Source organism: Pseudomonas sp. JUb52, assembly GCF_004341115.1.
Taxonomy (GTDB): domain Bacteria; phylum Pseudomonadota; class Gammaproteobacteria; order Pseudomonadales; family Pseudomonadaceae; genus Chryseomonas; species Chryseomonas oryzihabitans.
The window spans coordinates 162,755-175,564 of sequence record NZ_SLYS01000007.1; the positions used below are offsets into that span (position 1 = coordinate 162,755).

General features: G+C 65.3%; 11 protein-coding genes. 9 read left to right on the forward strand and 2 right to left on the reverse strand.

The genetic code is table 11. From position 1 onward, the window contains the following. Positions 1 to 18: 18 nt before the first annotated feature. From atpA to glmS, 7 genes are all read left to right on the forward strand, one after another. On the forward strand, positions 19 to 1,563 hold the full coding sequence (gene atpA, locus EC839_RS13885) for a F0F1 ATP synthase subunit alpha (RefSeq protein WP_007160120.1): 1,545 nt from the start codon (positions 19 to 21) through the stop codon (positions 1,561 to 1,563). A gap of 48 nt (positions 1,564 to 1,611) precedes the next feature. Further along, entirely contained in the window at positions 1,612 to 2,475 is an 864-nt protein-coding gene (atpG, locus tag EC839_RS13890) for a F0F1 ATP synthase subunit gamma (RefSeq protein ID WP_007160119.1), read from the forward strand. Between the two features lie 30 nt (positions 2,476 to 2,505). Next, positions 2,506 to 3,882, forward strand: a complete 1,377-nt coding sequence (atpD, locus tag EC839_RS13895; protein WP_007160118.1) for a F0F1 ATP synthase subunit beta — start codon at positions 2,506 to 2,508, stop codon at positions 3,880 to 3,882. A 38-nt stretch (positions 3,883 to 3,920) separates the two neighbouring features. Next, positions 3,921 to 4,346, forward strand: coding sequence for a F0F1 ATP synthase subunit epsilon (locus EC839_RS13900; RefSeq protein WP_007160117.1), 426 nt, complete (start codon positions 3,921 to 3,923; stop codon positions 4,344 to 4,346). Between the two features lie 154 nt (positions 4,347 to 4,500). Beyond that, positions 4,501 to 5,868, forward strand: a complete 1,368-nt coding sequence (gene glmU, locus EC839_RS13905) for a bifunctional UDP-N-acetylglucosamine diphosphorylase/glucosamine-1-phosphate N-acetyltransferase GlmU (protein WP_132832647.1) — start codon at positions 4,501 to 4,503, stop codon at positions 5,866 to 5,868. Positions 5,869 to 5,922: 54 nt separating this feature from the next. Beyond that, positions 5,923 to 6,693 (forward strand): DeoR/GlpR family DNA-binding transcription regulator, encoded by a 771-nt coding sequence (locus EC839_RS13910; RefSeq protein WP_132832648.1) that lies wholly within the window; start codon positions 5,923 to 5,925, stop codon positions 6,691 to 6,693. A 67-nt stretch (positions 6,694 to 6,760) separates the two neighbouring features. Then, positions 6,761 to 8,596 (forward strand): glutamine--fructose-6-phosphate transaminase (isomerizing), encoded by a 1,836-nt coding sequence (gene glmS, locus EC839_RS13915; protein WP_132832649.1) that lies wholly within the window; start codon positions 6,761 to 6,763, stop codon positions 8,594 to 8,596. Positions 8,597 to 8,614: 18 nt separating this feature from the next. On the opposite strand, the gene EC839_RS13920 is transcribed toward glmS, so the two are convergent. Continuing rightward, positions 8,615 to 8,950: an NADH:ubiquinone oxidoreductase gene (locus tag EC839_RS13920; RefSeq protein ID WP_256681068.1), complete on the reverse strand. Its 336-nt coding sequence runs from the start codon at positions 8,948 to 8,950 to the stop codon at positions 8,615 to 8,617. Positions 8,951 to 9,017: 67 nt separating this feature from the next. Here EC839_RS13920 and EC839_RS13925 point away from each other — a divergent pair, with 67 nt between their 5' ends. Continuing rightward, complete coding sequence (locus EC839_RS13925; protein ID WP_132832651.1) at positions 9,018 to 9,974, forward strand: GTP-binding protein; 957 nt, start codon at positions 9,018 to 9,020, stop codon at positions 9,972 to 9,974. 185 nt (positions 9,975 to 10,159) lie between these two features. After that, positions 10,160 to 11,068: an energy transducer TonB gene (locus tag EC839_RS13930; protein WP_256681069.1), complete on the forward strand. Its 909-nt coding sequence runs from the start codon at positions 10,160 to 10,162 to the stop codon at positions 11,066 to 11,068. A 4-nt stretch (positions 11,069 to 11,072) separates the two neighbouring features. Here the strand turns inward: EC839_RS13930 and ybaL are convergent, their stop codons facing one another. Further along, positions 11,073 to 12,791 (reverse strand): YbaL family putative K(+) efflux transporter, encoded by a 1,719-nt coding sequence (gene ybaL / locus EC839_RS13935; RefSeq protein WP_132832652.1) that lies wholly within the window; start codon positions 12,789 to 12,791, stop codon positions 11,073 to 11,075. Between the last annotated feature and the right edge of the window lie 19 nt (positions 12,792 to 12,810).

Here is a 12,810-nt window from a genome sequence, read left to right on the forward strand (position 1 = left end):
GTTTGAAGGGGCAGTAGCATGCAGCAACTCAATCCTTCCGAAATTAGTGAAATCATCAAGGGTCGCATCGAGAAACTCGACGTGACCTCGCAAGCCCGCAACGAAGGCACCATCGTCAGCGTGTCCGACGGTATCGTGCGGATCTTCGGTCTGGCCGACGTCATGTACGGCGAAATGATCGAATTCCCCGGCGGCATCTACGGCATGGCGCTGAACCTGGAGCAGGACTCCGTCGGCGCCGTGGTCCTGGGTAGCTACCTGGGTCTGGCCGAAGGCATGAGCGCCAAGTGCACCGGCCGCATCCTGGAAGTCCCGGTTGGTCCGGAACTGCTGGGTCGCGTCGTTGACGCCCTGGGCAACCCCATCGATGGCAAGGGTCCGCTGAACGCCAGCGCCACCGACGCCGTCGAGAAGGTCGCACCGGGCGTGATCTGGCGTCAGTCGGTCGACCAGCCGGTGCAGACCGGCTACAAGGCCGTCGATGCCATGATCCCGGTAGGCCGCGGTCAGCGCGAGCTGATCATCGGTGACCGTCAGATCGGCAAGACCGCCATGGCGATCGATGCCATCATCAACCAGAAGAACAGCGGCATCCGCTGCGTCTACGTCGCCATTGGTCAGAAGCAGTCGACCATCGCCAACGTGGTGCGCAAGCTGGAAGAGAACGGCGCTCTGCACAACACCATCGTGGTGGCAGCCAGTGCGTCCGAATCGGCGGCCCTGCAGTTCCTGGCACCCTACTCGGGTTGCACCATGGGCGAATACTTCCGCGACCGCGGTGAAGACGCCCTGATCGTCTATGACGATCTGTCCAAGCAGGCCGTGGCCTATCGCCAGATCTCCCTGCTGCTGCGTCGTCCGCCGGGCCGTGAAGCCTATCCCGGCGACGTGTTCTATCTCCACAGCCGTCTGCTCGAGCGCGCCTCCCGCGTCTCCGCCGACTACGTCGAGAAGTTCACCAACGGCGCCGTGACCGGCAAGACCGGCTCGCTGACCGCACTGCCGATCATCGAGACCCAGGCCGGCGACGTGTCCGCCTTCGTTCCGACCAACGTGATCTCCATCACCGACGGCCAGATCTTCCTGGAAGCCGGCCTGTTCAACTCGGGCATCCGCCCGGCGGTCAACGCCGGTGTCTCGGTATCCCGTGTGGGTGGTGCGGCCCAGACCAAGATCATCAAGAAGCTGTCCGGCGGTATCCGTACCGCGCTGGCCCAGTACCGTGAACTGGCGGCCTTCGCCCAGTTCGCCTCGGACCTGGACGAAGCCACCCGCAAGCAGCTCGAGCATGGTCAGCGCGTCACCGAGCTGATGAAGCAGAAGCAGTACGCGCCCATGTCCATCGCTGAGATGTCCCTGAGCCTGTACGCCGCCGAGCGTGGTTTCCTGAGCGATGTGTCCCTGGACAAGATCGGTAGCTTCGAGCAGGCCCTGATCGCCTACTTCAACCGCGATCACGCCGACCTGATGGCCAAGATCAACGTGAAGGGCGACTTCAACGACGAGATCGACGCCGGCATCAAGGCGGGAATCGAGAAGTTCAAGGCCACGCAAACCTGGTAAGCCGCGACGGGGGCGCCAGCCCCCGTTTGCCAACCCGATAGGTGTCACATGGCAGGCGCAAAAGAGATTCGCGGCAAGATCGCGAGCATCAAAAGCACACAGAAGATCACCAGCGCCATGGAAAAGGTTGCGGTCAGCAAGATGCGTAAGGCTCAGGCCCGCATGGCTGCCAGCAAGCCTTATGCCGAGCGCATCCGCGCTGTGATCGGCCACCTGGCCAACGCCAACCCCGAGTACCGCCATGCCTTCATGGTGGAACGCGAGGTCAAGCGCGTCGGTTACATAGTGGTCAGCTCCGATCGGGGTCTGGCCGGTGGTCTGAACACCAACCTGTTCAAGGCTCTGGTCCGCGACATGAGCGACCAGCGCGGCAAGGGTGTGGAAATCGATCTGGCGGTGATTGGGGCCAAGGGTGCCTCCTTCTTCCGCAGCTTCGGCGGCAACGTGGTCGCGGCGATCAGCCACCTCGGCGAAGCCCCGGCGATCGGCGATCTGATCGGCAGCATCAAGGTGATGCTGGATGCCTACCTGAACGGCCGTATCGACCGTCTGTACGTGGTGTCCAACGTCTTCGTCAACACCATGACCCAGAAGCCGACCATCCAGCAGCTGGTGCCCCTGGTACCGGCCGAGGGCGGTGAGCTGCAAGGCAAGCATTGGGACTACCTCTACGAGCCCGACGCCAAGACCCTGCTCGACGGTCTGCTGGTGCGCTACGTGGAATCCCAGGTGTACCAGGCCGTGGTCGAGAACGCTGCCAGCGAACAGGCCGCGCGGATGATCGCGATGAAGAACGCCACCGACAACGCCGGCGATCTCATCAAGGAGCTGCAGCTGGTCTACAACAAGGCTCGCCAGGCTGCGATCACCCAAGAAATTTCGGAAATCGTCGGCGGCGCCGCCGCGGTCTGACGGACAGCTTAAACATTCGAGGAACGCGAAATGAGTAGCGGACGTATCGTACAAATCATCGGCGCCGTGATCGACGTGGAATTCCCGCGCGACGCGGTACCGCGCGTCTTTGACGCCCTCAAGGTGCAGGGTGCCGAAACCACCCTGGAAGTCCAGCAGCAGCTGGGCGACGGCGTGGTTCGTACCATCGCCATGGGTAGCACCGAAGGCCTCAAGCGCGGCCTTAACGTAGGCAACACCGGCGAGGCCATCAAGGTCCCGGTCGGCGTCAAGACCCTCGGCCGCATCATGGACGTTCTGGGCAACCCCATCGACGAAGCCGGCCCCATCGGCGAGGAAGAGCGCTGGGAAATCCACCGCAAGGCCCCGTCCTATGCAGAGCAGGCCGGTGGTAACGACCTGCTGGAAACCGGCATCAAGGTCATCGACCTGGTCTGCCCCTTCGCCAAGGGCGGCAAGGTCGGCCTGTTCGGCGGCGCCGGCGTGGGCAAGACCGTCAACATGATGGAGCTCATCCGTAACATCGCCATCGAGCACAGCGGTTATTCCGTGTTCGCCGGCGTGGGCGAGCGTACCCGTGAAGGGAACGACTTCTACCACGAGATGAAGGACTCCAACGTTCTGGACAAGGTCGCCCTGGTCTATGGCCAGATGAACGAGCCGCCGGGCAACCGTCTGCGCGTGGCCCTGACCGGTCTGACCATGGCCGAGAAATTCCGTGACGAAGGCCGTGACGTCCTGCTGTTCGTCGACAACATCTACCGCTACACCCTGGCCGGTACCGAAGTGTCCGCGCTGCTGGGTCGTATGCCGTCCGCGGTGGGCTACCAGCCGACCCTGGCCGAGGAGATGGGTGTCCTGCAGGAGCGCATCACCTCCACCAAGCTGGGTTCGATCACCTCCGTCCAGGCCGTCTACGTCCCTGCGGATGACTTGACCGACCCGTCCCCGGCGACCACTTTCGCCCACCTGGACGCCACCGTGGTTCTGTCCCGTGATATCGCCTCCCTGGGTATCTACCCGGCGGTCGATCCCCTGGACTCCACCTCGCGCCAGCTGGACCCGAACGTGATCGGCCAGGAGCACTACGACACCGCTCGCGGCGTCCAGTACGTGCTGCAGCGCTACAAGGAGCTGAAGGACATCATCGCGATCCTGGGCATGGACGAACTGTCCGAGTCCGACAAGCAGCTGGTATCCCGCGCGCGTAAGATCCAGCGCTTCCTGTCCCAGCCGTTCTTCGTGGCCGAAGTCTTCACCGGTTCGCCCGGCAAGTACGTGTCCCTCAAGGACACCATCGCCGGCTTCTCCGGGATCCTGCGTGGCGACTACGATCACCTGCCCGAGCAGGCGTTCTACATGGTCGGCAGCATCGACGAAGCCATCGAGAAAGCCAAGAAACTGTAACTGCCGCGCCCGGCGACGGGCGCTCTTAGAGGCACGCTATGGCCAAGACAGTCCAATGCGACATCGTCAGCGCGGAAGGGGAAATCTTCTCCGGCGCGGTGGAGATGATCATCGCCCACGGCCACCTGGGTGATCTGGGTATCGCCCCGGGCCATGCGCCGCTGCTCACCGATCTGAAACCGGGCCCCATCCGCCTGGTCAAGGCCGGGGGCGCCGAGGAGGTGTTCTACATCTCCGGCGGTTTTCTGGAAGTGCAGCCGAATGTCGTCGAAGTGCTGGCCGATACCGCCAGCCGCGCCGGTGACATCGACGAAGCTGCCGCTCTGGAAGCCAAGCAGCGCGCCGAGGCAGCACTGAGCGACAAGGGCACGGAGTTCGACTACACCGCTGCCGCCACTCAGCTCGCCGAAGCCGCCGCCCAGCTGCGCACCATCCAGCAGCTCAAGCGGCAGGCCAAGCGCTAAGCGCAAGGTCAGGCTGTAACGACAAGGGTAGCTTCGGCTACCCTTTTCTTTTGTCGCCCGAAAAGTGGCGCGAGAAATTCCGCGTGGTCGGCGCTCGTGGGGCTCCGTTGCCCTCGATCGCGGCCCGTCTCTTCCCTCTGTCTCCGAGGTTCCGATGTCCCTGGAAATCGTCATCCTGGCTGCTGGTCAGGGCACCCGCATGAGATCCGCTCTACCCAAGGTGCTGCATCCCGTGGCCGGTCGCAGCATGCTGGGGCATGTCCTCGACCGCGCCCGCGAATTGCAGCCGGCCGGCATCCACGTCGTCATCGGCCATGGCGCCGACCAGGTCCGCAGCCAGCTGGCCGCCGACGACGTGAGCTTCGTGGTCCAGGCCGAGCAACTCGGCACCGGCCATGCGGTGGCCCAGGCAGCGCCGGCGCTGACGGCGGAGCGGGTATTGATCCTCTATGGCGACGTGCCCCTGATCCAGGTCGAGACCCTGGAGCGCCTGCTGCAGCAGGTGGATGACAGCCACCTGGCGCTGCTGACCGTGGAGCTGGAAGATCCCACCGGCTATGGCCGCATCCTGCGCGATGAGCAGGGGCGGGTAATCGCCATCGTCGAGCACAAGGACGCCAGCGAGGCCCAGCGCGCCATCCGCGAAGGCAATACCGGCATCCTCGCGGTTCCCGGTCGGCGACTGGCGGACTGGCTGGGTCGCCTGTCCAACAGCAACGCCCAGGGCGAGTACTACCTGACCGACGTCATTGCCCTGGCGGTGGCGGACGGCCTGACCATCGCCACCAGCCAGCCAGCGGACGCCATGGAAGTGCAGGGCGCCAACGATCGCCGGCAACTGGCCCAGCTGGAGCGGCACTTCCAGCAGCGCGCCGCCGAGCGCCTGATGTTGCAGGGCGTGACCCTGCTGGATCCGCTGCGCTTCGATCAGCGTGGCCAGGTCGAGGCCGGTCGCGACGTCTCCATCGACGTCAATGTCATCCTCGAAGGCCGGGTGGTACTAGAGGATGGGGTGAGCATAGGGCCGAATTGCGTGATCAAGGACAGCGTCCTTAAGCGCGGCGCCATCATCAAGGCCAACAGCCACCTGGAGGGCGCCGTGGTTGGGGAGGGCGCCGACGTCGGTCCCTTCGCCCGTCTGCGCCCGGGCAGCGAACTGGGCAGCAAGGCCCATGTGGGCAATTTCGTCGAACTGAAGAATGCCCACCTGCAGGACGGCGCCAAGGCCGGCCACCTGACCTATCTGGGGGATGCCACCATCGGTGCCGGCAGCAACATAGGCGCGGGCACAATCACCTGCAACTATGACGGGGCCAATAAGTTTCGAACCGAAATCGGCGCGGATGTCTTCGTGGGCTCCAACAGCTCGCTGGTGGCACCGGTCAGCCTGGGCGCCGGCGCGACCACGGCGGCAGGTTCGGTCATCACGGCGGACGTGCCGGCCGGTACCCTAGCGCTGGGACGGGCGCGGCAGGTCAACAAGACCGGCTGGCAGCGACCGAAGAAGGCCCCCAAGACTTGACGCCGGCCTGCTATTAGGTTTTGATTCGATTCATTATCTTTCGAATCGAAATTTATGACCCGTCGTAACACCGCCCAGCGTCGCCACGCCATCCTTGCCCAGCTCCAGGAGCAGGGCGAGGTCAGCGTGGACGAACTGGCCCGCCAGTTGGAGACCTCCGAGGTCACCATCCGTAAGGACCTGGCCGCCCTCGAGCGCAATGGCCTGCTGCTGCGCCGCTACGGCGGTGCGGTGGCCATGCCCCAGGAGTTGCTGGCCGAGGCACCGCCCCAGGCGTCGCCCTTCAAGCAGGCCATCGCCCGGGCCGCGGCCCGGCGCCTGCGCGAACATGCACGGATCATCGTCGACTGCGGCAGCACCACGGCGGCGCTGATCCCACAACTCGATCGTCGTCCCGGCCTGGTGGTGATGACCAATTCCCTGCAGGTGGCCACCGCCCTGCGCGAGCTGGAACAGGAACCCATGCTGCTGATGACCGGCGGCACGTGGGATCCGCACTCGGAATCCTTCCAGGGGCAGGTCGCCGAGCAGGTACTCAGATCCTATGACTTCGACCAGCTGTTCATCGGCGCCGACGGTCTCGATCCGGAGCGCGGCACCACCACCTTCAACGAGCACCTGTCGCTGTCGCGGGTGATGGCCGAGGTGGCGCGCGAGGTAGTGGTCATGGCCGAGGCGAGCAAGCTGGGCAGGCGAATCCCCAATCTGGAACTACCTTGGGAAAAGGTGGACGTGCTCATCACCGATGAGCGACTGCCCGCCGAGGCGGCCCGGGCGATCGAAACCCGCGGGGTGCAGGTCATCTGCGCCCCGGTGGAAAACTAGACAATCAGGTCATCCACAGCCGGCCCCGTGGGGTTGCGGTGGATAAGACAGGCAACGGGAGGTAAGCATGTGTGGAATCGTCGGCGCCATTGCCGAGCGTAACATCACCGCCATTCTGGTCGAGGGTCTCAAGCGCCTGGAATACCGCGGCTACGACAGCGCCGGCCTGGCGTTGCTGGATGCCCAGGGCGAGCTGCAGCGTCTGCGCCGCATCGGCAAGGTCAGTGAGCTGGAAGCGGCCCTGCTGGCCGATCCCCTGGCCGGACGCCTGGGCATCGCCCACACCCGCTGGGCAACCCATGGTGCGCCCACCGAAGCCAATGCCCATCCGCATTTCTCCCAGGGTGACGTGGCGGTGGTGCATAACGGCATCATCGAAAACCACGAGGCCCTGCGCGCCCAGCTCAAGGACCAAGGTTACGTTTTCACCTCCCAGACCGATACCGAGGTCATTGTCCACCTGCTGCATCTCAAGCTGCAGGACAGTGGCGACCTGACCACGGCGCTCAAGGCGGCAGTCAAGGAGTTGCACGGCGCCTATGGACTGGCGGCGGTCTGGCGCCAGCAGCCGGATCGCCTGGTGGCGACGCGCAGTGGCAGCCCCCTGGTCATCGGCCTGGGGCTGGGCGAGAACTATCTGGCCTCCGACCAGCTGGCGCTGCGTCAGGTCACCGATCGCTTCGTCTACCTGGAAGAGGGCGACGTGGCCGAGATCCGTCTGGATCAGGTCAAGCTCTGGGACGTGAGCGGCGCGCCGGTTCAGCGCGAGACGGTGCAGTACCACGAAGGCAGCGAGGCCGCCGACAAGGGTGCCTATCGCCACTTCATGCTCAAGGAGATCCACGAGCAGCCCAGCGTGGTCCAGCGCACCCTGGAAGGCCGCCTGGGTGACGGTCAGGTGCTGCCAGAGGCCTTTGGTCCGGCCGCGTCCGAGCTGTTCGCCAAGGTCCGCCAGGTCCAGATCGTCGCCTGCGGCACCAGCTTCCATGCCGGTTCGGTGGCGCGCTACTGGATCGAGGAATACGTCGGCATCCCCTGCCAAGTGGAGGTGGCCAGCGAATTCCGCTATCGCCGGGTCGCCGTCAGCCCGGACACCCTGTTCGTTACCATCTCCCAGTCGGGCGAGACCGCCGATACCCTGGCCGCGCTGCGCATGGCCAAGCAATCCGGCTATCTGAGCAGCCTGGCCATCTGCAACGTGGCGACCAGCTCCCTGGTGCGTGAATCCCAGCTGAGCTTCCTGACCCAGGCCGGTCCCGAGATCGGTGTGGCCTCGACCAAGGCCTTTACCACCCAGCTGGTTTCGCTGCTGCTGCTGACCCTGAGTCTGGGTCGCTGCCAGCAGCGTCTGGCTGCGGCCGTCGAAGCCGAGCTGGTGGCCGAATTGCGCCGGCTGCCGGCGCGGCTGGACGAAGCCCTGGCCATGGACAAGACCGTGGAAAAGCTGGCGGAATCCTTTGCCGAGAAGCACCACACCCTGTTCCTGGGGCGTGGCGAGCAGTACCCGGTGGCCATGGAGGGTGCGCTCAAGCTCAAGGAGATCTCCTACATCCACGCCGAGGCCTATCCGGCCGGCGAGCTCAAGCACGGTCCGCTGGCGCTGGTGGATGCCGACATGCCAGTGGTGACGGTGGCGCCCAACAACGAGCTGCTGGAAAAGCTCAAGTCCAACCTGCAGGAAGTGCGTGCCCGTGGCGGTCAGCTGATCGTCTTCGCCGACGAGCGTGCCGGCTTCGAGGAAGGCGAAGGCACCCGCATCGTACCCATGCCGCACATCCACGATGCCCTGTCGCCGATCCTCTACACCATCCCGTTGCAGCTGCTGTCCTACCACGTGGCCGTGTTCAAGGGCACTGATGTGGACCAGCCGCGCAACCTGGCCAAGTCGGTGACCGTGGAATAAGGGGTTCCACGTGGAACCTCAGGGCACGCGCCAGCTGCCCTGATTCTGCTGCCGACAGGCGACGGCCAGGAAACGGCCGTCGCCGGGTTCGCCGTAGTAGTGGATATCCTGCCGATAAGGCACGCCCGGGCTGCGGGCGCCCTGGCAGATCCCGATCTCGCCCACCGGACAGCGGTCGACGAAGCGGACCTCGGTCTGCTGATCCTTGAGCTGCGGCTGGCAGAAGCCGTCGTGAAACAGCTGGGCAGGGATGTCGATGTTGCTCTGGCAGACCTGCACGTCCACACTGCCCTGACGACTGCGGATCACGCAGGCATCGGCGAGCGCCAGTGACGGCAACAGCAACAGAGGCATCAGCAATCGCCACATTCCAGCCCATCTCCCTGATGAAATCGCCACTCTAGCATTCGACTCTCCCGCCATGCGCCTCGCCGATATCAAGACCCATGTGATCGCCGGCCCCCTGGGCGCCGGCAAGACCACTCTGATCCGCCAGCTGTTCGCCCAGCGCCCCGCCAGCGAGCGCTGGGCGATCCTGGTCAACGAATTTGGCCAGGTCGGACTCGACGCGGCGCTCATGACCCGGGATGACGACGGCCTTGCGATCGCCGAGGTTCCGGGCGGCTGCCTGTGTTGCGTCCAGGGCGTGCCCCTGCAGGTGGCCCTTACGCGACTGCTCAGACGGGCACGACCGCAGCGGCTGTTCATCGAGCCTTCCGGCCTCGGCCATCCCGCCAGCCTCTATCGGCAACTCCAGGCGCCGCCCTGGACCGGGGTGCTGACCCTGCAACCGCTGATCTGGGTAGTGGACGCTAGGCACCTGCTGGCGGGCCAACCTCTGCAAGATTCCCAGCAACAGGCATTGGAGCAGGCCGGTCTGATCGTGCTTAACAAGAGTGCGGGCCTGGAGCGGACAGGCTTGCCGGTGTCACTGGGCGACCGGCCGTTGTACTGGACCGAAGGCGGGCGGATCACCCTGGCCGATCTGCCCCTGGCCGATGGTGAAACCTCGACTGACGGCGAGTTGCCCGAGCTTGAGGCGGCGTCCGCTCCACAGGCGCTGTTGCTGCCCGGACGACCGCTGCGCTTCAGCCATACCCTGGAGGGCCACCACGCCGTCGGTTGGCGCTGGCATCCCAGCCACAGCTTCGACGGCCCGGCGTTGCTGGCCCTGCTGGATGGTCTGTCCGGGCTGCTCAGGCTGAAGGCGGTCCTGCAGCTGAAGGATGGCTGGCAGGCCTACAACGGTCTGGCCGGACAGGGCGCCTGGGAGCCGACCCTGTGGCGACGCGACAACCGGCTGGAGTTGATCCTGGAGGAGAAGCCGGACCTAGAGGCTCTCGAAAACGGGCTGAGGGGGACCATTCGCGACATTTGAGGTTGCCAAATTCGTTCAGTTAATGATAATGATTATTAAATTTACTTCCTCTGCGTATTGCTCCCATGGCTCCGACGTCTCTTGCCAAGCCTGAACCTCTCGTAGTCGCTGCGCGTACCGATGGCGATGAGCTGAAATCCGTCCAGGGACCCGTCAGGGCCGCCCAGGCAGGCGATGTGGAGCCCGTGGCAGGGGTCAATGCCAAGCGTAGCGAGCCTTCGGCCACCATCCTGTCGTTCCGCATGCCCGAGCGTAACGAAGAGATTCTGACCCCCGTGCTGACCCCGGTCGGCGCTGCAGAACCGGGTGAGCAGCCACCCCGGGGACGCGGCTGGGGGACCGCTTCGGCGCTGTCGCTGATCATGCACGCCAGCATGGCCGCGGCGCTGTTCTTAGTGGTCCAGGCGCCACCGGAGCTGAAGATCGCCAAGGGCGACGAACCCATGCAGGTCAGCTTCATCCAGTTGCCCAAGCCGGTACCCGAGCCGCCCGCGCCGACTCCGGCACCGCCCGCGCCAACGCCGCCGCAACCCGAACCGCCGCCACCGGAGCCGCCCAAGCCCGTGGAACCACCGAAACCGGTGGAGCCGCCCAAGCCGGTGGTGGAAAAGCCCAAACCCAAGCCGAAGCCCAAGCCGGTCGAGCACAGCCAGCAGAAGCCGCTGCCGAAAAAGGTCGAGCCCGCGCCTGAGCCGGTGGCTCAGGCCGCACCGGCGCCGGCCCCCGCGCCTGCGGCCACGGCTGCGCCCAGTCAGCCGGCGCCGGCCGCCGCACCGTCCGGTCCGCCGAAGACCGCCGGCCTGCCCACCGGCAGCATCGACGACGCCGACATCCGACCGATCAAGATGACGCCGCCGGAGTATCCGGAAATGCTGCGTCGTCGCGGTGTGGGTGGCGAGGTGCGGGTGATGTTCACCGTGACCGCCGACGGTCGACTGGCCGATATCCAGGTGCTGGAAGCCTCCAACAAGCAACTGGAGCGCGCGGTGCTCGAGGTGCTGGGCGAATGGCGCTTCGCCCCCCGGGTCTCCGGCGGCCAGATCGTCCCGCGCAAGGCCACCAAGACCTTCAACTTCAAGATCCAGCGCCGCTAGGTCGCTAGGCGGCGGAGCCCCTGGGCTCCGCCTCGGACTCCCCGGTCCGCTCCAGACCCAGATAGCGGAACATGCCAAGGGCGATCTCGCGTTCGCCCATGATCACCTCGTCTACGCCATGACGCTCCAGATGGCGGATCTCGTCTTCGTGATGGGCGCGGGCGAGGATAGGCAGTTCCGGCGCCAGCTCGCGGGCCCGGCGCGCGATCTCGGCGGCCTCGAAGCCGTTGGGAATCGCCAGCAGCAGGGCCCGCGCCTCCTTGAGCTTGGCCCGCGCCAGCACCTTGTCCTGGGTGGCGTTGCCGAGGATCGCCTTGAATCCCTGCTGGCGTAGCGCCGTGACGTGCTCCGGTTCGTCCGAGATCACGATCAGCGGCGGATCCTCGCGGTCCAGGCGATCGCAAATATAGCGGCCCACCCGTCCATAGCCCACCAGCACCAGGTGACCCTGTTGGGCCACTGGCTCGGGCTCGTCGTCCAGCTCTGGCGCATGCTTGCCCTTGGCATTGATCAGCCGGCGGCCTTCGCGACGCTCCATCCAGGGCTGCAGCAGGTCGATGCCGTGAAACAGCAGCGGATTGAGGATGATGGAAATGATGGCGGCCGCCAGGATGAGATCGTGAGCGCCCTGGTCGAGCAGTTTCAGCGACAGACCGAGACTGGCGAGGATAAAGGAGAATTCGCCGATCTGCGCCAGGCTGGCGGCGATGGTCAGGGCCACGCTCAAGGGGCGGCGATAGGCCAGGACGATCAGGGTCGCGGCGATGGACTTGCCGAAGACGATCACCGCTACCGTGGTCAGCACCGCCAGGGGTTGTTCCAGCAGGATCTCCGGATCGAAAAGGCAACCCACGGAAAAGAAGAACAGCACGGCGAAGGCTTCGCGCAGGGGTAGTGAATTCTCTGCCGCATCGTGGCTGAGTTCCGATTCGTTGAGTACCACGCCGGCAAAGAAGGCGCCCAGGGCGAAGGACACCCCGAACAGCGACGCCGAGCCATAGGCGATGCCCATGGCGATGGCCAGGGTCGCCAGGGTGAAGAGCTCGCGCGAACCGGTACGGACCACCCGGGCCAGCAGCCAGGGGATGACTCGTCGGCCCACCAGCAGCATCAGTGCGATGAAGGCACCGACCTTGAGCGCGGTGAGACCCAGCTCCAGCCCCAGGCTCTGGCCCGACTCTTCGCCGCTGTCGCCACCCAGCGCCCCGGCCAGCGCCGGCAGTACCACCAGGGCCAGCACCATCAGCAGGTCTTCCACGATCAGCCAGCCCACGGCGATGCGACCGCGCCGGCTTTCCACCATCTGGCGTTCTTCCAGGGCCCGCAGCAGCACCACGGTACTGGCCACCGACAGCGACAACCCGAACACCAGGCCGCTGCCCAGTCCCCAGCCCAAGAAGTGACTCACCCCCATCCCCATCAGGGTGGCGGCAGCGATCTGCACGATGGCGCCAGGAATGGCGATGCGTTTGACCGCCAGCAGATCTTTAATGGAAAAGTGCAGGCCCACACCGAACATCAGCAGGATGACGCCGATTTCGGTCAGCTCCTTGGACAATTCGGGATCAGCGACGAAGCCGGGCGTGAAGGGGCCGGCAGCCACCCCGGCGAGCAGATAGCCGGCGATGGGCGGCAGGCGCAGACGGGTGGCCAGGATACCGAAGGCGAAGGCCAGAACCAGGCCGATCGCCAGGGTGGATATCAGAGGGGTGTCATGGGACATGCTGGCTCCAAGGATTTGG

Coding starts and splice junctions, on each gene's coding strand:
- ybaL (WP_132832652.1), bottom strand. CDS start 12,791: ATGTCCCATGACACCCCTCTGATATCCACCCTGGCGATCGGCCTGGTT.
- atpG (WP_007160119.1), top strand. CDS start 1,612: ATGGCAGGCGCAAAAGAGATTCGCGGCAAGATCGCGAGCATCAAAAGC.
- EC839_RS13925 (WP_132832651.1), top strand. CDS start 9,018: ATGCGCCTCGCCGATATCAAGACCCATGTGATCGCCGGCCCCCTGGGC.
- atpA (WP_007160120.1), top strand. CDS start 19: ATGCAGCAACTCAATCCTTCCGAAATTAGTGAAATCATCAAGGGTCGC.
- EC839_RS13910 (WP_132832648.1), top strand. CDS start 5,923: ATGACCCGTCGTAACACCGCCCAGCGTCGCCACGCCATCCTTGCCCAG.
- atpD (WP_007160118.1), top strand. CDS start 2,506: ATGAGTAGCGGACGTATCGTACAAATCATCGGCGCCGTGATCGACGTG.
- EC839_RS13920 (WP_256681068.1), bottom strand. CDS start 8,950: ATGCCTCTGTTGCTGTTGCCGTCACTGGCGCTCGCCGATGCCTGCGTG.
- EC839_RS13900 (WP_007160117.1), top strand. CDS start 3,921: ATGGCCAAGACAGTCCAATGCGACATCGTCAGCGCGGAAGGGGAAATC.
- glmU (WP_132832647.1), top strand. CDS start 4,501: ATGTCCCTGGAAATCGTCATCCTGGCTGCTGGTCAGGGCACCCGCATG.
- glmS (WP_132832649.1), top strand. CDS start 6,761: ATGTGTGGAATCGTCGGCGCCATTGCCGAGCGTAACATCACCGCCATT.